Here is a 20,338-nt window from a genome sequence, read left to right on the forward strand (position 1 = left end):
CGGTTGTAAGGAAACTTTTCGTTTCCGTCTGTGCACGAAGCTAAAGCTTATTGTTTAGTTTTATTTTTTCTTGTCCAAAGCTAAATCCATAAGATTTAGCGACTAAGTAAATATACGCAGACCTTTGGTTTTACCCTAAAGTCCGCATTACGTTTAGGCATTGTTGGCTGTAGTGTTTTCATTCCCGTAAAGTTTATTGATTTTTGGTTGGACAATCCAGATTCCAATGAAATAAAACCACAACAGGAAAAATTCCCCAGCAAAATCTCCAAATCCGACTTTTCTTTGAAATTCAGCTGTTTTAATTGTTTTTGAAACAAAATACAATGAATAAAAAATACAAAACATTGAGAACAGATGTAGTGGTAAAATAATTGCAACAATCCAACCACTGTTCGCAAATCCAGTATTTCCCATTCCAGAAAATAGTCCGCCCATATATACCATTAGCAAAATGATATAGATTAGAGGGATAAAGAAGAAAACTTTAAATTTATTTACTTTCATTTCAATTTCGTTCGGAATGTTTTTTTGAAGTCCAATTGCAATTGACCAGAACCAACCGAAAAAAATGAGACTAAAAAAAATCATTACATATGGGAAAAAATCGAATTGAATGAATTGCTCATTTAGAACCTGAGTAAATCCTTCTTCTCCAACAACTTCTTCAGGTTGAGTTTGAAATCCCCAAATTTGAGACATGAAATAAAATTGATAGAGTAAAGGAATTCCTAACATCAAAACAAAAAGTTGCCAATGTTTGGCTCTTAAGAAAAGTCGAATCATTTATAAGTTTGGTTTAGTGACATTACAGCCAACGGTCTTGTATATGAAAAGTAGCGGATTTTACAAAGAGACTTTTCGGTTTGGTACTGACGATAAATTTAAAGAAATAACTTCTATCTAAGTACTTAAACCGCTATTTTTTATATACGTTGTTGTGCGGTCGTATTTTTTATTTTTCAGTTCATCAGCGTTGGTAAAGACAGACTCTTTTGCAGTTTTTGGTTGCAGCGTTGGCTTATGCGAATTGAAAATGTGTATGGCTTTATGAGTTGACATTATAAATCATTTTCTATATTTATAAGGGATTTTATTAGATTCTTTTCTACGTTTTGAATTGTTTTTTGATAATAAATTAAAGCCTTTGAGAAGTTAGTCGATTTTTTTCTTGCCTTTTCACCAACTATTAGAAAGTCAAGTTCTTTAAAGTCATCTTTATTTAGCATTTATCTACTTGGTGTTCCGCCACGTGTTTTGGAATACATATACTTTAGCATTAAGTCAGTTCTTAACACTCCTGTAATATAAATGAGGTCTTTAGGTCTATTTACGATAAATTCTGGCGAAACTACCATATAGTCTACTGATTGGGGAATTGTAGGAACTACAAAAATTTTTCTATTGAGCATACTCGGACCAAGCCTTGCTAATAAAATAGCTCTTGGTTTTACGATTTTCAAACTCCCTTTAATTTTATTTCCTTTGCAATAAAACACATTATCAATTCTAACTAGTGTGTTTTGAAGTTCGTCCATTCTGATAGGGACAAAATTTGAAAATTCATTGTCTTTAAAAGTTGGTGTAATCTTATCGCTTACTATAACTACTTTCAGTAATATTTTCTGTTTTATTTTTAAAAGTAGGTTTCCAAATTTAGCGTGTTGAATTCAATGGTCTTTCTTTGTTTATCTCAGATAAATTAATGGTGTAGCAGCTATCTGTCTTTTTTGTTGTAATAATGATGTCTGTAAGGTCGCCCTAGGTTTGTAGGCAACGTGTGAATAAAAATTAGTGAGTACTCAAAGTCCAAAACCTTGAACTCGCTACTTCGTTTATTATTACTTGAACTCTCAAATTCAACTGAGTTACTCGCTATTGTTTTTATTTTTAATTGTAGGTATTTATTTAGTAATTAAAGCGCAAAAAAGAAATTAGTATTCTCTAGTCGTGCACTAGTTAATTTATTTTCACTTAAAATTTTAAAGACTCTGCATCTAATTTAAATATGATAATGTAAATACCTATCTTTACTTTAAGATAATTTTTTATAAGCATTATTATCATTCTAAATGAAAAATATTTTAATACTTATTGTATTTATTTTATACTATACAGATATAAAGGCACAAGATATTTCGATAGGTGAATTTTATGAGGTTGCAACTAGCGGCAAAATTGCTTACGAGGATATAGTGAAAAAACACGCTCTAGAAAGGAAAGATAATCAAGAGGGTTCCCCTATGTCACGAAAAAACGAAATTAGATTTGTTAGCTATGGCCCGATTGATGAATCGAGTAAAAAAGATTTCAATTTATTTACTATGCTTGAATATAGGCAAAAAAGGTTAGCAATACTTTATACAGATAATAAAGATTATTGGTTAAACTATTATACACAGATAAAAAATAATGATGAATATTACAGGGCCTCACATCTAGAAGGTTCTGCAAAACCTGCCACAGATTGGGTTTATAAGCTTAAAAAAAATCCCTATTACAAAATTTCATTTATTAAAAATATTGGACAAAAAGAAGGTGATTACAGTTTTGTGATTTCCTATAGCTACTAGTACTGTTATTATATTAACAAGTTGTATTATTATATTTTAATATTCTAAAACCTAGTTGCTCATATTAAGCAATTGTAATAATACTACCTTTAAATTAACGACCAGCAGTATTTCCTGTAAAAACAGGGCAAAAGAGCAAGGGAATAGTTTGATTAAAAAAGAGCTACAAGTATTATTTTTTCGGTATGCCGCACAACAATTGGATATCCGTCATATAACGGATATTTACTAATATTTGCGGATATCCGTCATATGACGGATATTCCACCTTTAGCATAAAGATAAACTAATTCTTATACACTACTGTTTTAAATAGTGCAACCGCTCTAACCCATATAGTCAGTCTACTGTAATTCGCTAAAAGCAATCTCTTTAAAAGAAGTAATTACCTTATCGGCTAGGGTATAATCTTGGTTTTTAGAATGGGGACTATCAAACGCTACCGCATAAATACCTGCGCTGTGTGCAGCTTTTATGCCATTGGTAGAATCTTCAATTACCATACAATTTGCTTTGGGCTGGCCAGAAGCTTCTGCTGCTTTTATAAAAATCTCTGGGTGCGGTTTAGAGGCCTTTAAATCTGCCCCGCTTAATTTGGCCACAAAATACTGGTCCAAATTAAAACGTTTAAACACATTATTAATACTAGGCATGCTGGCAGAACTTGCCAAAACTAGCGTGAGTCCGTTGGCATGGTAGTCCTTTATCAGGTCTAGAACGCCAGGTATCAGTTCTAAATCCGTATCCAAAGCAAAAAGCGATTTAAAATTTTTACGCTTGCTCGCCACTAAATCTTTGGGGTCCGCATCTAGGTTAAACTCGGCCACCAATTCTTCACAGATAGCCAAAGTGGCCTTTCCGGTAAAACTTTGGTACAAGGCAGCAGATACATCTATGCCAAATTCTTTAAACATGGCATGGTAGGCTTTTGTATGCAGGGGTTCAGAATCTATAATTACCCCATCCATATCAAACAAAACTGCTTTTATCATCTTACATCTATTTGGCGTAAAAATAACAGTAATAAAAAGGAAACCTCCAAACCCTAGTATAATAAAATGCTAAGATTAATTTGTGATAAACTAAATCATTTCTGTTTAACTTTACCTCAACTTTAATGAAACAATAAAAAACAAAGTCTAAAACAGAACAAAGCCTCTTTAATAGATAGAAAATCATGGAAAAAACAACTAAAATTAGCATTATAGGTGCTGGAGTAAGCGGACTAATCGCTGCCAAAACCTTAGAAGGAAAGGGCTATAGCCCCACTATTATAGAGGCTACGGAAAGGGTTGGTGGTAGGGTTAAAACCGATTTTAGTATTGGGGCACCTTTAGACCACGGTTTTCAAGTACTGCTAACCGCTTACCCTATGGTGCAAAAACACTTAGATTTAAAAGCGGTTAACCTTAACTATTTTAAACCGGGAGCTCTTTTATTTTTTAATGGTAAAAAAGAACGAATTGGCGATCCGCTTCGGGATTTTAGCGCCTTATGGCCTACCTTGGTTTCTACAGCTGGTAGCCTTAAAGACAAATGGAAAATTTTTAAACTTTCGCTCCAATTAAAACGCACTTCTCTAGATGAAATTTTTGCGGCTAAAGAAACTACTACGCTAGCTTTTTTACGAGACTATGGGTTTACAGATAGGCTGATTAACAACTTTTTTAAACCCTTTTTTACGGGTATTTTTTTAGAAGAAGAATTGCGAACCTCATCCAGGATGTTTCAGTTTATTTTTAAACTATTTAGTGAAGGCTATGCTGCAGTTCCCGAAAAAGGAATTGGTGCGGTGGCCCAGCAATTACAAAGCAATCTAAAGCAGACCACGTTTCAATTTAATACTACTGTACAGTTAAGCGCTACTGGTAATATTTTAAATGAAAGGAACGAAACCCTACCTGCTGATGCGGTTCTCTGTAGCACACCTTTAAATACCGAAGTTGCTTGGAAAAGTTGCCATAATTTCTATTTTGAAACAACGGAATGGGCGTTTAAACCCGGTATTATAGGCTTGCTTACCACTCCCAAAACCTATGCCAACAACATTAATTATCTTTTTGATACCAAAACGCCCATACTTTCGGTTACCGTGGTTAAAGAGAGTACCCATACTATAACTGATTTAGAACAATTGGTTCGTGAGGAATTAAAGCAACATTGTAACATAGAAACGGGAGAGCTGTTAAAACACTACCACATTAAAAAAGCGTTGCCAGATTTAGAAACCATACGGAAAGATTATACACCAAAAAAGGACTCGCCTAACAATATTTTTATTGGCGATTATATCTTAAACGGCTCTTTAAATGCTGCCATGCAGTCTGGTGAAGCAGGCGCCCAATTAATAATGAATCAGCTATAAAAAGCTATTAAACGGTATGTTTATGCTCCAATAACGTTTCAAAAGATACCGATTTGAGCGCTTTTTCATGGGTAGCCTCCAAAATTACGGGCGGTGCAACGTTGGCGTCGTAAGCTTCTTTCCACCGAGAAACACAGAGGCACCATTTATCCCCAGAAACTAATCCTGGAAAATTATAGTACGGAATTGGTGTTATTAAGTCGTTACCACGGCTTAATGTAAACTGCAAAAACTCTTGCGTTAGTACAGCACAAACCAGATGAGTACCAGTATCCATATCGCCGGTTTTGCAATAGCCATCCCTATAAAATCCGGTGTTTGGCGCAAAACAACAAGGTTCTAAAGCAGTTCCTAAAACGTTATTGGGCATTGTTTTCTGTGCGATGCTGGGTTTCAGAAATGGTCTGCTGATTTCGTAAGGCTTCAATGATAGATACATCAAAACGAACGCCATCGGCATGCATATCGGCCAAAGGACGTTCAATCATATAAGGTGTTTTCTTTTTCATAGCAATTCTTTTTCTTCTTCCCTCTAAAAATAAACATTTTGTTTAATTTAATTATTTTTTTTTTAAACATTTAAGATTGATTTAATAATGAACTAAACTTGGCATCTGTAACATTTAGTTATAATTTGACACCTATCTAAAGTACGGCTAGGCAATTTTTATTAGCTTTAAGGCTAGGCACAGCCTACCATTTAAAAAGTACTAATAACCAAGAAACAACCGTTTTATAACGGTGGTTTCTACTATAAACCTAAACTCAAAAACATGGATATCTTCGGAAAAATCAAGGAAAAACTCAGTAATGAATTTATAGATATTGTTGAGTGGCTAGACTACACAGACGACACCATTGCCCACCGTTTTGAACGGTACCAAAACGAAATTAAAAATGGTGCTAAGCTTATTGTAAGAGAAGGGCAGACCGCTGTTTTTGTAAATGAAGGGCAGTTGGCAGATGTCTTTACGCCCGGAACCTATGATTTAACCACCCAAAACCTACCCATCCTCTCTACTTTAAAGGGTTGGAAATATGGTTTTAACTCTCCTTTTAAGGCCGAAGTATATTTTGTAAATACCCATTTGTTTACCGATGAAAAGTGGGGCACTAAAAACCCAATTACCTTAAGTGACGACCGTTTTGGTCTGGTAGAAATTCGTGCTTTTGGTACCTACGCTTTTCGCGTTTCTGATGCTGGTAAATTCATTATTGATATTGTAGGTACGGACAACAACTTTACCAATTTTGAAATTAACGAGCATCTAAAAAGTTTAATTGCCACCCGATTTACAGATACCGTTGGTGAAGCCAACTTACCAATTGAACTGTATGCTGCCAACACCTCAGAACTTTCTGAAACGTGTAAGGAAGTAATGGCTCCAGAATTCCAAAGTGTGGGTATTTCTTTAGAAAAATTCTACATAGAAAATGTTTCTATGCCAGAAGAACTCAAGAAAGAAATCTTTGAATACAGCCGTATAGACAAGTTAGATTTAGATAAGTTGACCAAGTTCAAGGCTGCCAAAGCTATTGAGGCTGCTGCTAAAAACGAAGGTGGAACCGCCGGTGCAGGCATGGGTATGGGCATGGGGTTTGTCTTGGCACAACAAATGGGTGGCTTAATGAATCCGCAAATGGGCGGGCAAGCTGCAGCACAGCAACCTGCCGCTACTGGTGCCGTACCACCACCAATGCCTGTACAAGTACACTATTTTTATGCGGCGAACGGCGCGCAACAAGGTCCGGTAACGTTTGACCAATTAAAAGCGCTATTTGCCAACCGCACCATTAATAGGGAAAGCTTGGTTTGGAAACAAGGCATGAGCAATTGGGCACAGTTACAAGAGGTAGAAGAATTAAAATCTTTCTTAGGAGGTAATACGCCACCACCGCTACCACCAACAGCTTAATTAGCGTATTCCAATAAAACTAATTTATGGGCAGCAGCAAAGTTGCTGCCCACATATAAACACCAAAGCATACCCAGCTCATGGAAGCGGTGAATACCCAACAAACGGAACTTAAAAAACCCTGCATTAACTGTGGTGCAGAAATGAAATATAGCCCGGGCACTAAAAGTGTACTGTGCGAATATTGTGGCCATACCGAAGAAATTCATTTAGACGAAAATGGTTTTGAAGAGCTAGAGCTGTACCCGTACCTTAAGGAAATGGGAGCGCAACGCCACTCCGAAGAAATTTCCATGCTTAATTGTAAAAATTGCGGGGCTACCCAGCATGTAGAAGAAAACTACAAATCGCTTCACTGTGTTTACTGCAGCATGCCTTTGGTTTTAGAAGACCAGTATAAAGAAGAATGGATTTTGCCCGGTGCGGTATTGCCATTTCAGATAGATAAACAAAAGTCCTTTCAAATCTTTAAAAAGTGGGTTAATTCGCTTTGGTTTGCTCCAGACAACTTAAAAAAAGCGGCTTTAGACCCGCAGTTCACCAAAGGATTGTATTTACCCTATTGGACGTTTGACGCCCAACTACAAGCCCAATATTCTGGGCAGCGTGGTGAGTATTATTATGAAACCAAACGGGTACGCAACAGCAACGGTAAAATGGTAAATCAACGGGTACGGAAAACGCGTTGGTATCCGGCCTCTGGTAGGGTCTCCGGTTTTGTAGACGATACTTTGGTTGAAGCTAGCAAGCAAAGAAAGGGCCGAGTTCCCAGTAAAATTGCTAGGTGGAATCTTAAATTACTACAGCCTTTTAACAGCAGCTTTTTGCGCGGTTTTGTAACCGAAAAATATACCATTCCCTTATCGCAAGGGCATTTAACTGCCAAAGGTGAAGCTAAGCGGATTGCAGAACGGTGGTGCCGGCAAGATATTGGTGGGGATACCCAACGGGTAAGTAGTATGGATGTGCAGTTATCAGAAGAAACGTTTAAGCATATATTGCTCCCTGTTTATGTGAGTTCTTACCGGTATAACGGCAAGGAATATAATTTCTTTGTTAATGGCGAAAACGGAACCATTTCAGGTTCTAGACCTTATAGCGCTTGGAAGATTTTCTTTGCGGTTTTAGTAGGACTCATCATTGTAGGGATATTAGTGGTGGTTGGGAAATAGCTTTTGCCATTTATGATAACTATATTTCTTTTAAAGTAACATCCCCAAAAACCAACCGATTGCATGCCCTAGATGCATTACGCGGTATAATGATGTTGTTGGGTATTGTTTTACACAGTGCCTTAACCTACAATCTTACCCCCCATGGTGATGCTTGGTCTATAAAAGACCCAAATACTACCAGCTTTGTAACAGATTTTTTGGTGTTACTGATTCATTCTTTTAGAATGCCCGTATTTTTTATGGTTGCTGGCTTTTTTGGCGCCCTTCTTTTTTACGAAAGGTCTATGAGCAAGATGCTTAGAAACAGGTTTTCTAGAATTGTTTTGCCTTTTCTTGTGTTTCTAGTGTTATTACGGCCCGTAATTGTATTTGCGTTTGGGTACACCAATAGCGTATTTTTAGCTAAATCCCATCCCATTGCACACGCTTTAGGACAGTTAACAACAATAAAGGATTTTATTCCTAAGACCACCTCTCATTTATGGTTTTTGTATTATCTAATACTTATAACAACGGCAACTGTTCTCATCGCTCTACTTTTGAACCTTTGGCCATTTTTTAAAACTAAACTACAAACTCTTTTTAAGGCGATAATTAAACATCCCGTAGCAAGAGTCATCAGCTTATCTGCCGTAGTTGCATTGGTGCTAAAATCTTTAGGCACTAGTATGATTGCCACTTCGGTTGCTCTGGTGCCCGATTACCGTACTTTTACCTACTATTTTATTTTTTACCTGTTGGGTTGGTTAATTTATACCTCTAAAGAGCAGTTAACTATTTTTATAAAACACAGCTGGCTCACCACCGCTTTGGCTTTAGGTCTTTCCGTTACTGAAGGATTATTAATTACGACTTACAATTTAAATCCAAGCGGAAATTCTAACCTGCTCATTATATTTAATGCTAGTATTGTTACCTTGTTTATTTTTGGTATAACAGGTTTGTTTGTGCGCTACGCTAGCACCTATGCTCCTAAACTGCGATACATCTCAGACGCATCGTATTGGGTGTATTTAATTCACCTACCCCTAACCGTATTATTGCCAGCGATATTGGTAAATCTTCCGCTACCTGCTTTATTAAAATTTAGTATTGTGGTTATACTAACAGGAATAATCTGTTTTTTAAGCTACCACTACTCGGTTCGAAATACGTTGATAGGTAAATTCCTAAATGGGAAGAAGTATCCATTAAGGACTGCCGAAGGATAATTTGCTTATTCTAGAAAAGGCCTTCTTTATAAATACAAATACACAAGTATTTAAATTACCTATTCAAACACCAAACAAACGGGACTATCCAAAGTAACTTCATGCAAAAAGCTTAAAGTCCCTTCTTTTTCGTCTCGTTTAAATACGGCGATATTATTACTTTTTTTGTTTGCAACTAAAACGAACTTACCGTCTGGAGATAAGGTAAAATTTCTTGGCCAATCGCCTTCTACAGACGTTCTGCCTACCAAATTAATCTTACCACTTGCTTTATCAATCTTAAATATTACCAAAGTATTTTCTCCACGGTTGCTACCGTACAAAAACTGCCCATCTGGACTCAAATGGATATCTGCACATGGGTGTGGACCAGCATAGTTTGGGTCAATAGTACTTTCTGTTTGCAAAGGCTGAAATTTACCTAAAGCATCTCTTTTAAACACCGTTAAAGTAGCATTAAGTTCATTGATAACGTACATAAAATTTCTACTCTCATCAAACACAAAATGTCTTGGTCCAGCCTCCTTATCTAAAGTTAATGCCCTTTGCTCTGCAGGCACCCAGCCATAGGGTTGTTTTGTATATCTTTTTACTTGGTCTAACCCCAAGTCGGCTGCAAATAATCCATCGGCATTAAAATGAGCCATATGCACATGACTAACACCCGTAGTGTCTGGCGGATTATGATTTATTAATTGTCGGTCTCCCAACTGCCCATCTTCTAGCAAATCAAAAATGGCCAAATTACCTCCCGAATAGTTAGACACAGCCAACTGACCAGTTGGCGAATAGGCCACGTGACACGGATGTGCCCCTCCTGTTGCTTTAGCATTTAGCTCTTTTAAACCACTTGCCGTAACTTGGAGTGCCACTACCCCCCCACTATTAGCGTCAAAATCCGAGGTTTCCTCCACGGCATACAACATTTTACCATCATCAGACAAAGTTAAAAAGGAAGGGCTATTCAACTTAGCCTCAAGCTTTAAACTGTCTAGAACCCCCGTTAATGGATTAAATTGAATAGAATAAATGCCTTCACTACTTCCAGCGGTGTACGTACCTATATAAATTTTTTGCATCTCTTGTGGTTTTTCTTTTTTACAGGCGGTAAATAACAAAAGTACTATGGCTAAAATGTGGTATTGCAATTTCATGTTTCGTGTGGTTTGCGGCCACCTAAAGTAACTATTTCTAACTAGAATTAGAACAAGGCTTAACGTTCTTTATATTTACGATGTGGATAAAGACAGTATCATCTTAATTCTATGTAGCCTTGGTATTGCCCAAAGCCTATTTTTATGCGGCTATTTATTGAGTTTAAAAAAAGGAAATGTTTTAGGCAACCAGTTGTTATCTCTAATCTTAATTGGATTGGTACTGCGTATTGGCAAATCCATTCTTCACGTTTATTTAGACCTTAGTCCTTGGCAGCGCAACTTTGGCCTAAGCGGCATTTTATTGGTGGGGCCTAGTTTGTATTGGTATGGTAGGGTGCTGCTCTATAAATTAAAAGCAATACCAAAAAACGCTTACTATCATTTTACACCATTTGGTTTTTTTGTGTTGTTTTGTTGGTCAATTCCTAATGATGGACAACTAATTGCCTATCTTATTTACTATGCCATTTTTGTACACCTTGCAATGTATATTGTACTTGCTTTAGTTGTTTTAAGGTTGGATAAGCATATAGTATCAGAAGTGCCAAAACGCTGGTTTAGAAACTTAGTAATTGGCGTTGGTCTAATTTGGCTCTTTTATATGGGTAATATTTTAGGCATTGTTCCATTTTACATCGGTGGCGCATTGTTCTTCTCTTTTTTAATGTATGTGTTTTCCTTTTTAATGCTGAAACAGCACACCTTTACCTTAGAAAAATATGCAAATACATCCTTAGACCTCAACCAAGCAAATATCATTACCACCAAATTAGAACGGCTTTTTACAGCAGAAGAAATTTACCTACAACAAAACATAAGCTTAGCTAATGTTGCAGCGCAATTGACTATTACGCCTAGGGTATTATCCCAAGCCATAAATGAGCAGCTACAGATGAATTTTTCTGAGTATGTAAATTCGTATCGCATTGCGAAAGCAAAAGAACTTTTGGTGCATCCGGATTATGCCGATGAAAAAATGGTTACCATTGCTTACGACTCTGGCTTTAACAACCCTACTTCATTTAACATCGCTTTTAAGGCATTGACCAAAACAACGCCAACGCAATACAAAAAAGCACACGCTTAAATCTTCTAAAAACGTCTTAAAAATCATGATTTTTAAAGACGAAGTACCCACAAATGGGGAGTTTTGAACAAAAATACTCCTATGCGTTATTTGGTCTTCCTGCTATCCATTTGCTTTCTAAATTGCTCTAATAAGGAAATTACACCCAAAAACAAATGGATACCCACTCCTGTAAAAGAAATAGTGGTAGATGGCTTAAACAAGCCTTGGAGTATTGCTTTTTTATCAGAAAACATAGCACTGGTGAGCGAGAAAAATGGCGCTTTGGTAAAAGTGAATTTAGCCACGCAAACTAAGATTAATATCAAAGGTTTTCCTTCCGATTTAAAAGATAGTATTGGAACGGTAGATTTTGGCGATAATGCAGGCATTTTTGATGTTTTAATAGACCCTAATTACAATCAAAACAAGCGAATTTTTGTTGCATATGCTGCTAAAAAATCAAGTGTGGGCAGCACTACTAAATTCATTTCTGCCAGATTGGAAAATGACTCACTAACAGCTATCCAAACCCTATTAGTTGCCGCCCCCTATACCAAAGACAACTTTCATTACGGTGGCGGCATGGCGATTGGCGAGGACCAAAAAATTTACCTTACCGTAGGGGAACGTTTATATTGGGAAAATGACGAGCCTACTACCCCAATTGCACAAGACTTAAACGACCCAAGGGGAAAAATACATCGGTTTAACTTAGATGGTAGCACACCAAAAGACAATCCATTTGTTGGTAAGGAAGTTATTGAAAGTATTTATGCTTTTGGCATACGTAACTCCCAAGGCATAGCCTTAAACCCCAACACTCAATCTTTGTGGTTTACGGAACATGGCACTATAGAAGGAGACGAACTTAATCTTTTGCAAATTGCGGGCAACTATGGTTGGCCCAGTAGAACTACAGGCAAACTACGTAGTAAAACCTACAAACCACCAGTTTTAGCAGATAGTAGCGTGGTAGCACCTATATATTATTGGCAACATACTGTGGCACCAACAGGCTTGTGCTTTTATACTGGAAACACCTTTCCACAATGGACCAACAGTCTTTTTGTTCCTGGACTTTCTAGGGGTAGTTTATGGCGATTTCAACTAGAAAACGACACCCCTATTGCGGCAGAAGAGCTATTCTTAGACAGTCGTGTGCGCTCTAGAAAAATTGCTCAAAGTCCCGCTGGCAAACTATACCTACTTACGGATGAAGAAAACGGAAAAATCATCGAAATAAAACCAAAACCTAAAACAAATTAATTATGAAAAATCTGTGCATTATTTTATTCTTATTCATTTCAATATTAACCTATAGTCAGAACAACGTAGCCGGTATTACCACAACACTAAATTTATACCTTGAGGGCTCTTCTTATAACTATCCCGATAAAATTAAGGAGGCTTTTTACAAAGACGCTCCTTTATTTTTATCTAAGCCAGACCAAGAAATATGGCTAGTTAGCCCAGAGCACTATGCTGGATTTTATAAAAACAAAGAAAAAGGAGCTTACAATGGTAGAGCCACTAAAATTATTTCCATAGAAGTACTGAATGATATTGCCCTGGCAAAGGCAGAAATTTATTTTGAAAAAACGAAAGAAACCTATGTGGATATGTTTTTGCTTAAAAAACTCTCTGGAACCTGGAAAATAATTAGCAAGGCAGCGACCAATACTACAAGAATAGATAACTAGTTGTACTAATGTAATGTTCTTTTTACTTCTTTGTACAAATAAACACCTGTAACAATGGTGGCAAGTACATCTGCAATAGAAAAGGACATCCACACCCCTAATTCGCCATAAAAGGATGGCAACATTAAAATTAGCGGTATAAAAAATATTCCTTGCCTGGTAAGTGTTAAAATTAATGCAGGAACGGCCTTGCCAATTGCCTGAAAATAAGCTGCCCCTATTAACTGCAAAGCAATTATTGGAGTAGCCAAAAACACCAAACGCATGGCAAGTGGTATGTGCTCCAAAACATAGGCGTTGATGGCCAAGGCCTGTTCATCTAAATCTGGCCTATCACTTAAAAATAACTGGGCAATTTCTTTTGGAAAAACCATTAAAAACACAAAAACCAATGTGGCCACCAAAGCGGCATATTTTATGGCCGTGACTATTGTTTTTTTTACCCGGTCATATTTTTCTGCACCATAATTAAACCCTGCAATAGGTAAAAAGCCTTGCGTAACCCCAAAAACAGGAAACAAGGCGAACATAAGCATGCGCCCAATTATGGCATAAACCGCAACAAGTGGCTCACCACCTAAATTAAACAGAATATTATTCATTAAAAGGTAGGTAATACTAGTAACGGCTTGCCTAGCCAAAGTGACAAACCCTAGCGAACCAATTTCCTTTAAAACCGAGCCATTAAGTTTAAGATGCTGAAAATTAATTTTGAGTTCTGAATTGGGTGAAAGAAAGAAATAAAAGACATAGCCAAAACAAAGTAAATAACCTGCTGTAGTAGCCCATGCCGCACCGTGCATACCCCAATCAAACACATAAATAAACAAGTAATCTAATACCAAATTACCTATAGATGGGATAATCATGGCCGTCATAGCAAATTTGGGCTTGCCCTCTGCCCTGATTACGGCATTGCCCATCATACACAATGCTAAAAACGGCACGCCGTATAGCACTATTACGTAGTAAATTTTAGCTAAATCGAATATTGCTCCTTTTCCACCAAAAGCAGGTATAAGAGCATCTACGTAAAATAACCCCAGTATTACCATACTAATGGTTACCAATAAGGTTAAACTTATTTGATTGCCAAAGGTGAGCAAGGCCTTTTCTTTTTGATTAGAACCTAACGCCCTAGAGATAATACTTGCCCCTCCAATACCTATGGCCATACCCAAAGCGGCAATAAAAAATGAAACGGGCAACACTACATTTATGGCGGCAATAGCTATAGGACCTATCCAATTACCCACAAATATGGTATCTACCAAAATATTTAAAGACATGACTAAAATACCAATAGATGCCGGCACCGCTTGTTTAACCAATAATTTCCCTATTGGTTCCGTGCCTAATGCTTCGGAAGATACGTTGGCCATGTTTTCCTATTTCATTTTAACTAAGGCTAAACTGCAGTAGATTTTTCTTTGTTCAACTTTATTGTATTGGCAATACTACTCCACAAGGCTACCCGCTTTTCCAAGGCTAGTTGTGAATATTCCAATACTTCTTTCCATTTAACTGCATCTTCACCACAAAGCTCAGCAATCATTTTTAAGGCTAGGGGCCCATGTTCATCCCCATCCAATTCTATATGTCTTTTTAAATAATAGGTCAATTTAGGATAGTTGCCTTCCCCGCTTTTTTCTGCACCTTCTACTATTTTCAAAAACATATCTGGTATTACATCTTCCCTACCAAAAGTAAAGGCTGCAGCAATGATGTGCGGCTTTTGGGTTTTAATTACATCAAAAGTATAGCTAACAAAATCCTTCTCTGCTTCGTTTAGATAAGAAGCCTGTATTTGCTCGGTTATATCCTCTAAGTCCTTTAAGTTAGAAATGAAATTTAGCACGTTGTCCGTATTGGCACCAACCTCTTTCATCGCATCTAAATACATAGAAAAGTGGCTTTTGTACTCCCCGTTTACATCAACGTCTGTTTCTTCTTCTAGCACTATCTCATTGATAAACCTTGCAGTGGCATTGTTTACCACAGGTTTCCATGGTAATGTGGTGCAGGTAAGCTTATTTTGTAATGCTTTTAATAGGGACATAAAATCCCAAACTGCATATACATGACTTTCCATGAAAAGTTGTACGTCTTCTACAGTATCTAAACACGAATATAATTGGTGATTGTTAAGCGTTTCTCTCAACGGAGCTATTGCTAACTCTATTTCTTTTGCTTTGGTCATTTTTTTAAGTATTAACGGGGTTTACCTTATATGGGTTTGAGGTAAAGCATCTGTTTCTTGCCATTCTTTAAGCCAGCCTACCATAACGGACACCCAATCCTCCCTATCATTTAAACAAGGTATATGTATGTAGTCCATACCACCAGCTTCCATAAATTCTTCTTTACCCTCCATGGCAATTTCTTCCAAGGTTTCTAAACAATCGCTCACAAACGCAGGCGTAATAACGGCCAATTTGGTCTTGCCCTCTTTTGCCAAACGTTCAAATTCAAAATCGGTATACGGCTTTAACCAAGGATCGTTGGGCAATCTAGATTGAAAAGAAGAACTTACCTTATCTCTAGGCAAACCTAGTTCTTTAATAACCAATTCCGTTGTATCATAACATTGATGTCTATAGCAAGTATGGTGTGCCACGGAGTTGGTTTTACAACAACTACCATCTATTTTACAATGAAATTTTGTGGGGTCAGACTTACGTATATGTCGCTCAGGTATACCATGGTACGAAAACAGGACATGGTCGTATTCAAAGCTATCTAAATGCTCCTTAATGCTTTTAGAAAGCACTTTTACGTAATCTGGATTGCTATAAAAGGCCGGCATGGTAGTCAATTTCATTTCTGGAAAAAAAGCTTCTTTATCTTCCATGGCTTTTACCACGACCGTCTCATAAGAAGACATGGCATAATGGGGGTATAAAGGAACTAAGTACACATGTTCTACACCTTGATCCTTTAACTCTTGTAGGCCCTCTTTTATGCTTCCGCTACCATAACGCATCCCCAGTGCAACTGGAATAGCTAACTGCTCAGCAACTTTTTCCTTAAAGCGCTCTGATAAGATAATTAAAGGAGACCCTTCTTCCCACCAAATTTTAGAATAAGCCTTTGCAGATTTTTTTGGTCTGGTTTGTAATATAATACCTCTTACTAGTAAATTTCTAAGTACAGGATTTACATCTATTACCCTTTCGTCCATCAAAAATTCATCCAAATACGGTTTTACGTCTTTTGGGGTTGGGCTATCTGGGGAGCCAAGATTTACCAGAAGTACGCCTTTTTTCATAGTTGCATTTTTTAAGGAACACAAAAATACAACTTGCAGCGCTTTTCGTTAATACTGGGTTAAATTGTTTTCTTATGGTTAATAAGTAAATATTATATAAATAGAATACAGTATATTCAATTTAGCTAAATAATATCCATGAACAACTTTTTAAACGCGTTACAAAAAGAATCCTTGGTGTTTTTTGCGCTTACCTTTTTAGGGTTAATTATTGCGTTTGCATTTAGTAGGTATATATTAAAAAAACTAGGGAAAAACCCTAAATATCTATTACCAAAAGGAACATTTAAAAGGCTCTCTTACCCTATATTTCTTATTCTACTTTCTTTTTTAATACGATCAGAGTCTTTACGCGAAGTGTTAATGCTAGAAGAGCATACGTATTGGTTTAGAAAAATAAGCACCTTACTTTTTATTTTTTCTTTTACCTGGCTAATTGTTGCTATTCTAAAAATTACAAAAAAAATAGTGCTCTTGCGGTACGATGTTGGCGTAAGCAACAACCTAAAGGCTAGAAAAGTTTATACCCAATTCAATATTTTAGAGCGCATTGTCATTTTTGTGGTCATTATTTTGGCCATGGGTGCCGCACTTATGACGTTCGAGGAGATTAGAAAAATTGGACTTAGTGTTTTTGCTTCTGCAGGTGTGGCAGGTATTATAATCGGTTTTTCTGCCCAGAAATTTATAGGAACCATAATTGCGGGCATACAAATAGCCATTGCACAACCTATTAAACTAGACGATGTGGTCATAGTTGAGGGGGAATGGGGCCGTATTGAAGAAATAACCCTAACCTATGTGGTGGTAAAAATTTGGGATAAACGCCGATTAATTGTACCAACACCATATTTTATTGATAAACCTTTTCAAAATTGGACAAAGACCTCTTCTGACATTTTGGGCACGGTATTTTTATATACGGATTACAATGTACCTTTTGATAAGCTTAGGGCAGAACTCACCCGCATATTGGAAAGTACGGATTTATGGGATAAAGAAGTAAATGTGCTACAGGTAACCGATTCCAAAGCGAATTATGTGGAAATACGCGCTTTAATGAGCGCCAAAGATTCGCCTACCGCTTGGGACCTTAGAGTACATGTACGGGAACAATTGATAGCCTATTTGCAAAAAAACTATCCTGAGAGCATTGCCAGAAATCGGGTATTATTGTGGGACAAAACTAAAAACGAATCTCCAGATGAAGCCTAGCCTGTTTTTAACATTTCTTATTTTCAGCAAATTACTTAGCGCACAATTAGTCTACGATAAAAAGGATAGCTTGCTTATTGTAAAGAAGCTAGATCAACTTAACAACATTAAGGAGAAAGCACCGGGCGAAGCACTATTTACTATTGGTCAATGGTATATAGACACGCCTTACGTAGAAAAGACATTAGAAGTGGATGCCACGGAACCCTTGGTAATCAATCAGTCTGGTTTGGATTGCACCACTTTTGTGGAAAATACGTTGGCCTTGAGCCTACTTACCAAAAATAAAGAGGCCACTTGGAATAACTTTGTTAAAAATTTAGAAACCATTCGGTATAGAAATGGTGTACGTAGTGGTTATCCATCAAGATTGCATTATTTTTCAGAATGGATAAAAGACAACCAAAGAAAAGGCTTGGTAAAAGACATTACTACTGATTTGGGTGGCGTTCCCCTTACAAAATCTATCAATTTTATGGGTACGCACCGCCAATTGTATCCTCATTTAAAAGAAAACGATGCCAACTACCAGCAGCTACTTGCTATAGAGCAAAAATTAGCAAAAGAAGACCTGTGCTATTTGCCCCAATCAGAAATTAGAGCAGCAGAGCAAAACATAAATACAGGAGACATAGTAGCGCTTGCAACCAATATAAAAGGTTTGGATGTAACCCACACGGGAATTTTGGTAAAAAAACCTGATGGAAGGGTTTATTTGTTACATGCCTCTAGCACCCAAAAGAAAGTGGTACTAAGCCAAGAACCCTTAGTAGACTATTTAAAAAAGATAAAAAGCAACATTGGTATTATCGTTGCACGGCCCCAGTAAAATATTATTCCAAATCTCTATTAAAACACCAAAGCATTGCCTTAAGCAGGTGTGTTCTAAAAAGTGGTTCATCATAGGATTCTATGGTGTGCCCGCCGCCGGTGTAAAAGGCCCTTCCGCCCAAGTTTTCATGATACCAAGCTATAGGATGGTTATCGCCATTGGTACCTCCTTCATAGCTAGTTTCGTCTAACTTAAGTAACACCTTAATGTTTGGGTCTATACTTTTAAAATTGTACCATTCGTCCGTACGTTCCCAGCTTAGGGGCAAGTGTGCCGTGGCCGGGTGTGTAGTATCTGTTACAGATATAGTGGCTTTTCTAACATTGGGGTCGTTAGGGTGGCCATTAAAGTAGGCTCCAACCAGCTTATTGTACCAAGGCCAATCAAATTCCGTATCCGTTGCCGCATGTATACCCAAGAAAGAACCGCCTCCAGCTATATAGTTTTTAAACGCAGCCTGCTCTTGGGTATTTAATACGTCTCCTGTTGTATTTAAAAAAACAACCAACTTATAGTTCTTTAAATTCTCCGTATTAAAATCGGCAGCCGTTTCGGTCTGCAGTACAATAAAACCATTTTCCCTACCCAGTTCTCGTAATGTTTTTACACCCTTCTCTATGCTTTTATGGCGCCAACCTTCGGTTTTGGTAAAAGCAAGCACCAACTCAGGAATTCTGGTAGATTCCCAAGCATCTTTGCTATCTTGTGCAAATGAGCCAATTGAAGAAAAACATAACAGTAAACAAATAAGAGCCTTCACATTCATGGTTTTACGTTTTAACAATGGAAGTTAAATATTTTTTTGGCGTAGTACCGTATTTCTTTTTAAATGCGGCTATAAAATGGCTAGCCGTACTATATCCCACTTTTAAGCCTACTTCGTTAACATTATGCTTTCCAGATTCCAACATTTGCCGTGCCAAATCCATTTTATGGTCCAGTAAAAAACCATACACGCTATCCCCATAAATTTGCTTAAAGCCTTCTTTTAACTTTTTTAAGCTCAAATCTATCTCATCTGATAGTTCTTGCAAGGTTGGCGGTTCTACCATGCGTTCCAAAATAATGTCCTTGGCCTTTTTAATTTTACGTACATTATCTTCATCTGCCAAGAACGGGCATTGCTCTAAATCCGCATCTTCCGTTCTATTAAAATAGAGCGCAATTAATTCATAAACCTTACCTTTTACGTACAGTCTTTTAATGGACGGGTGCAGGTTATAATTCATTAACTGACTCAATACCACAGCCATACCAGGCGTTAACATTTCTTGTGCATAATACTTTTTCTCACTAAAGCTTTCACTTAAAAACGGAATAGCATTAGCATCTTGTGAGAAAAGTGAATGAAACTTCTGTATGCTCATGATTACGGAAAACACCCAACTATCTGGCTGTAAACTTAAATGGATGGGTAAATCTTTCTGTGTGTTATACAGCAATAGTGAATTTTCCTCGGAAACATTCAAACGATAATTTCCTTGGTTAAACAAGAACTGACCACTACCCTTTAATGAAAAATGAAATTGTATATAGCTACTATCCAACTCATGATATACTTCTTTAATGGCTTCTGTATCATTCTGAATTTTAAGCACATAAAAACCAGGTTCTACAAATACCTGTTCATAGGAACCCATAGCGTTATTTTCTTCCATAATTACTCGATTTAAGAACTCATGCGTTGTTTATTTAGAACGACTCTAAACAAATGCGATTTAAGTGAAAATTGCCAGTAAAATCGGCTATTTCACCAAAAATAACGATAAACCAAATCAATAAGAAACAGCAACCGACAAAAATGGTACCGATAGCGTTATTTTTTTTGGAACAAGGCATAGTACTTTTGTAATTCAG

The 20,338-nt window shown here is 37.1% G+C and carries 21 protein-coding genes; 10 read left to right on the top strand and 11 right to left on the bottom strand.

Going from position 1 to position 20,338, the window contains the following annotated elements:
• Nucleotides 1-153: 153 nt before the first annotated feature.
• Both ACXAGS_RS00975 and ACXAGS_RS00980 read right to left on the bottom strand, forming a co-directional pair.
• Complete coding sequence (locus tag ACXAGS_RS00975) at nucleotides 154-786, bottom strand: hypothetical protein (RefSeq protein WP_474903779.1); 633 nt, start codon at nucleotides 784-786, stop codon at nucleotides 154-156.
• 443 nt (nucleotides 787-1,229) lie between these two features.
• The gene (locus ACXAGS_RS00980; protein ID WP_474903781.1) at nucleotides 1,230-1,538 is read right to left on the bottom strand and encodes a hypothetical protein; all 309 of its coding nucleotides are present in this window, start codon (nucleotides 1,536-1,538) and stop codon (nucleotides 1,230-1,232) included.
• A 534-nt stretch (nucleotides 1,539-2,072) separates the two neighbouring features.
• On the opposite strand from ACXAGS_RS00980, the gene ACXAGS_RS00985 reads away from it, so the two are divergent.
• Nucleotides 2,073-2,573, top strand: coding sequence for a hypothetical protein (locus ACXAGS_RS00985; RefSeq protein ID WP_474903782.1), 501 nt, complete (start codon nucleotides 2,073-2,075; stop codon nucleotides 2,571-2,573).
• Nucleotides 2,574-2,917: 344 nt separating this feature from the next.
• On the opposite strand, the gene ACXAGS_RS00990 is transcribed toward ACXAGS_RS00985, so the two are convergent.
• Entirely contained in the window at nucleotides 2,918-3,565 is a 648-nt protein-coding gene (locus ACXAGS_RS00990; RefSeq protein WP_474903784.1) for an HAD family hydrolase, read from the bottom strand.
• 185 nt (nucleotides 3,566-3,750) lie between these two features.
• Here ACXAGS_RS00990 and ACXAGS_RS00995 point away from each other — a divergent pair, with 185 nt between their 5' ends.
• Nucleotides 3,751-4,938 carry an FAD-dependent oxidoreductase gene (locus ACXAGS_RS00995; protein ID WP_474903786.1) on the top strand — a complete coding sequence of 396 codons (1,188 nt, stop codon included), beginning with the start codon at nucleotides 3,751-3,753 and terminating at the stop codon, nucleotides 4,936-4,938.
• A gap of 7 nt (nucleotides 4,939-4,945) precedes the next feature.
• On the opposite strand, the gene ACXAGS_RS01000 is transcribed toward ACXAGS_RS00995, so the two are convergent.
• Together ACXAGS_RS01000 and ACXAGS_RS01005 are read right to left on the bottom strand one after the other, a co-directional pair.
• On the bottom strand, nucleotides 4,946-5,308 hold the full coding sequence (locus ACXAGS_RS01000) for a DUF2237 family protein (protein WP_474903788.1): 363 nt from the start codon (nucleotides 5,306-5,308) through the stop codon (nucleotides 4,946-4,948).
• Entirely contained in the window at nucleotides 5,298-5,426 is a 129-nt protein-coding gene (locus ACXAGS_RS01005) for a hypothetical protein (protein ID WP_474903789.1), read from the bottom strand. The genes ACXAGS_RS01000 and ACXAGS_RS01005 overlap by 11 nt, the downstream gene beginning before the upstream one ends.
• A gap of 285 nt (nucleotides 5,427-5,711) precedes the next feature.
• Here ACXAGS_RS01005 and ACXAGS_RS01010 point away from each other — a divergent pair, with 285 nt between their 5' ends.
• The 3 genes from ACXAGS_RS01010 to ACXAGS_RS01020 all read left to right on the top strand — a co-directional run bounded on the left by ACXAGS_RS01010 (nucleotide 5,712) and on the right by ACXAGS_RS01020 (nucleotide 9,240).
• The gene (locus ACXAGS_RS01010) at nucleotides 5,712-6,854 is read left to right on the top strand and encodes an SPFH domain-containing protein (protein ID WP_474903791.1); all 1,143 of its coding nucleotides are present in this window, start codon (nucleotides 5,712-5,714) and stop codon (nucleotides 6,852-6,854) included.
• Between the two features lie 80 nt (nucleotides 6,855-6,934).
• On the top strand, nucleotides 6,935-8,026 hold the full coding sequence (locus ACXAGS_RS01015) for a TFIIB-type zinc ribbon-containing protein (protein WP_474903793.1): 1,092 nt from the start codon (nucleotides 6,935-6,937) through the stop codon (nucleotides 8,024-8,026).
• Nucleotides 7,957-9,240 carry an acyltransferase family protein gene (locus ACXAGS_RS01020; RefSeq protein WP_474903794.1) on the top strand — a complete coding sequence of 428 codons (1,284 nt, stop codon included), beginning with the start codon at nucleotides 7,957-7,959 and terminating at the stop codon, nucleotides 9,238-9,240. The genes ACXAGS_RS01015 and ACXAGS_RS01020 overlap by 70 nt, the downstream gene beginning before the upstream one ends.
• A 59-nt stretch (nucleotides 9,241-9,299) precedes the next feature.
• On the opposite strand, the gene ACXAGS_RS01025 is transcribed toward ACXAGS_RS01020, so the two are convergent.
• Nucleotides 9,300-10,394: a lactonase family protein gene (locus ACXAGS_RS01025; RefSeq protein WP_474903796.1), complete on the bottom strand. Its 1,095-nt coding sequence runs from the start codon at nucleotides 10,392-10,394 to the stop codon at nucleotides 9,300-9,302.
• A gap of 82 nt (nucleotides 10,395-10,476) precedes the next feature.
• Here ACXAGS_RS01025 and ACXAGS_RS01030 point away from each other — a divergent pair, with 82 nt between their 5' ends.
• The 3 genes from ACXAGS_RS01030 to ACXAGS_RS01040 all read left to right on the top strand — a co-directional run bounded on the left by ACXAGS_RS01030 (nucleotide 10,477) and on the right by ACXAGS_RS01040 (nucleotide 13,166).
• Nucleotides 10,477-11,484 carry a helix-turn-helix domain-containing protein gene (locus ACXAGS_RS01030; RefSeq protein WP_474903798.1) on the top strand — a complete coding sequence of 336 codons (1,008 nt, stop codon included), beginning with the start codon at nucleotides 10,477-10,479 and terminating at the stop codon, nucleotides 11,482-11,484.
• An 81-nt stretch (nucleotides 11,485-11,565) separates the two neighbouring features.
• Complete coding sequence (locus ACXAGS_RS01035) at nucleotides 11,566-12,732, top strand: PQQ-dependent sugar dehydrogenase (RefSeq protein WP_474903800.1); 1,167 nt, start codon at nucleotides 11,566-11,568, stop codon at nucleotides 12,730-12,732.
• A 2-nt stretch (nucleotides 12,733-12,734) separates the two neighbouring features.
• Nucleotides 12,735-13,166, top strand: coding sequence for a nuclear transport factor 2 family protein (locus tag ACXAGS_RS01040; protein ID WP_474903802.1), 432 nt, complete (start codon nucleotides 12,735-12,737; stop codon nucleotides 13,164-13,166).
• Nucleotides 13,167-13,171: 5 nt separating this feature from the next.
• On the opposite strand, the gene ACXAGS_RS01045 is transcribed toward ACXAGS_RS01040, so the two are convergent.
• Genes ACXAGS_RS01045 through hemH form a run of 3 tightly spaced genes read right to left on the bottom strand, consistent with a single transcriptional unit; the run spans nucleotide 13,172 to nucleotide 16,434 of the window.
• Nucleotides 13,172-14,548, bottom strand: a complete 1,377-nt coding sequence (locus tag ACXAGS_RS01045) for an MATE family efflux transporter (RefSeq protein ID WP_474903804.1) — start codon at nucleotides 14,546-14,548, stop codon at nucleotides 13,172-13,174.
• 26 nt (nucleotides 14,549-14,574) lie between these two features.
• Nucleotides 14,575-15,366, bottom strand: coding sequence for a DUF3050 domain-containing protein (locus ACXAGS_RS01050; RefSeq protein ID WP_474903805.1), 792 nt, complete (start codon nucleotides 15,364-15,366; stop codon nucleotides 14,575-14,577).
• Between the two features lie 21 nt (nucleotides 15,367-15,387).
• Nucleotides 15,388-16,434: a ferrochelatase gene (gene hemH, locus ACXAGS_RS01055; protein WP_474903807.1), complete on the bottom strand. Its 1,047-nt coding sequence runs from the start codon at nucleotides 16,432-16,434 to the stop codon at nucleotides 15,388-15,390.
• Nucleotides 16,435-16,572: 138 nt separating this feature from the next.
• Between hemH and ACXAGS_RS01060 the strand changes: the two genes are divergently transcribed.
• Complete coding sequence (locus ACXAGS_RS01060) at nucleotides 16,573-17,649, top strand: mechanosensitive ion channel family protein (protein WP_474903809.1); 1,077 nt, start codon at nucleotides 16,573-16,575, stop codon at nucleotides 17,647-17,649.
• Nucleotides 17,639-18,478 (top strand): N-acetylmuramoyl-L-alanine amidase-like domain-containing protein, encoded by an 840-nt coding sequence (locus ACXAGS_RS01065; RefSeq protein ID WP_474903810.1) that lies wholly within the window; start codon nucleotides 17,639-17,641, stop codon nucleotides 18,476-18,478. Before ACXAGS_RS01060 ends, ACXAGS_RS01065 begins: the two co-directional genes overlap by 11 nt.
• A 4-nt stretch (nucleotides 18,479-18,482) precedes the next feature.
• On the opposite strand, the gene ACXAGS_RS01070 is transcribed toward ACXAGS_RS01065, so the two are convergent.
• Both ACXAGS_RS01070 and ACXAGS_RS01075 read right to left on the bottom strand, forming a co-directional pair.
• Nucleotides 18,483-19,247 carry a ThuA domain-containing protein gene (locus ACXAGS_RS01070; protein ID WP_474903812.1) on the bottom strand — a complete coding sequence of 255 codons (765 nt, stop codon included), beginning with the start codon at nucleotides 19,245-19,247 and terminating at the stop codon, nucleotides 18,483-18,485.
• Nucleotides 19,248-19,251: 4 nt separating this feature from the next.
• Nucleotides 19,252-20,139, bottom strand: coding sequence for a helix-turn-helix domain-containing protein (locus ACXAGS_RS01075; protein WP_474903814.1), 888 nt, complete (start codon nucleotides 20,137-20,139; stop codon nucleotides 19,252-19,254).
• Between the last annotated feature and the right edge of the window lie 199 nt (nucleotides 20,140-20,338).

The sequence above is a fragment of the Croceivirga sp. ABH4_376 genome, assembly GCF_056160685.1.

Bases quoted from the DNA above. Each gene is read 5' to 3' on its own strand.
- ACXAGS_RS01050 (WP_474903805.1), bottom strand. From the start codon at position 15,366: ATGACCAAAGCAAAAGAAATAGAGTTAGCAATAGCTCCGTTGAGAGAA.
- ACXAGS_RS01015 (WP_474903793.1), top strand. From the start codon at position 6,935: ATGGAAGCGGTGAATACCCAACAAACGGAACTTAAAAAACCCTGCATT.
- ACXAGS_RS01010 (WP_474903791.1), top strand. From the start codon at position 5,712: ATGGATATCTTCGGAAAAATCAAGGAAAAACTCAGTAATGAATTTATA.
- ACXAGS_RS01070 (WP_474903812.1), bottom strand. From the start codon at position 19,247: ATGAATGTGAAGGCTCTTATTTGTTTACTGTTATGTTTTTCTTCAATT.
- ACXAGS_RS00980 (WP_474903781.1), bottom strand. From the start codon at position 1,538: ATGGACGAACTTCAAAACACACTAGTTAGAATTGATAATGTGTTTTAT.
- ACXAGS_RS01000 (WP_474903788.1), bottom strand. From the start codon at position 5,308: ATGCCCAATAACGTTTTAGGAACTGCTTTAGAACCTTGTTGTTTTGCG.
- ACXAGS_RS01060 (WP_474903809.1), top strand. From the start codon at position 16,573: ATGAACAACTTTTTAAACGCGTTACAAAAAGAATCCTTGGTGTTTTTT.
- ACXAGS_RS01075 (WP_474903814.1), bottom strand. From the start codon at position 20,139: ATGGAAGAAAATAACGCTATGGGTTCCTATGAACAGGTATTTGTAGAA.
- ACXAGS_RS01005 (WP_474903789.1), bottom strand. From the start codon at position 5,426: ATGATTGAACGTCCTTTGGCCGATATGCATGCCGATGGCGTTCGTTTT.
- ACXAGS_RS01065 (WP_474903810.1), top strand. From the start codon at position 17,639: ATGAAGCCTAGCCTGTTTTTAACATTTCTTATTTTCAGCAAATTACTT.
- ACXAGS_RS01040 (WP_474903802.1), top strand. From the start codon at position 12,735: ATGAAAAATCTGTGCATTATTTTATTCTTATTCATTTCAATATTAACC.
- ACXAGS_RS00975 (WP_474903779.1), bottom strand. From the start codon at position 786: ATGATTCGACTTTTCTTAAGAGCCAAACATTGGCAACTTTTTGTTTTG.
- ACXAGS_RS00985 (WP_474903782.1), top strand. From the start codon at position 2,073: ATGAAAAATATTTTAATACTTATTGTATTTATTTTATACTATACAGAT.
- ACXAGS_RS00995 (WP_474903786.1), top strand. From the start codon at position 3,751: ATGGAAAAAACAACTAAAATTAGCATTATAGGTGCTGGAGTAAGCGGA.
- ACXAGS_RS01025 (WP_474903796.1), bottom strand. From the start codon at position 10,394: ATGAAATTGCAATACCACATTTTAGCCATAGTACTTTTGTTATTTACC.
- ACXAGS_RS01045 (WP_474903804.1), bottom strand. From the start codon at position 14,548: ATGGCCAACGTATCTTCCGAAGCATTAGGCACGGAACCAATAGGGAAA.
- ACXAGS_RS01035 (WP_474903800.1), top strand. From the start codon at position 11,566: ATGCGTTATTTGGTCTTCCTGCTATCCATTTGCTTTCTAAATTGCTCT.
- ACXAGS_RS00990 (WP_474903784.1), bottom strand. From the start codon at position 3,565: ATGATAAAAGCAGTTTTGTTTGATATGGATGGGGTAATTATAGATTCT.
- hemH (WP_474903807.1), bottom strand. From the start codon at position 16,434: ATGAAAAAAGGCGTACTTCTGGTAAATCTTGGCTCCCCAGATAGCCCA.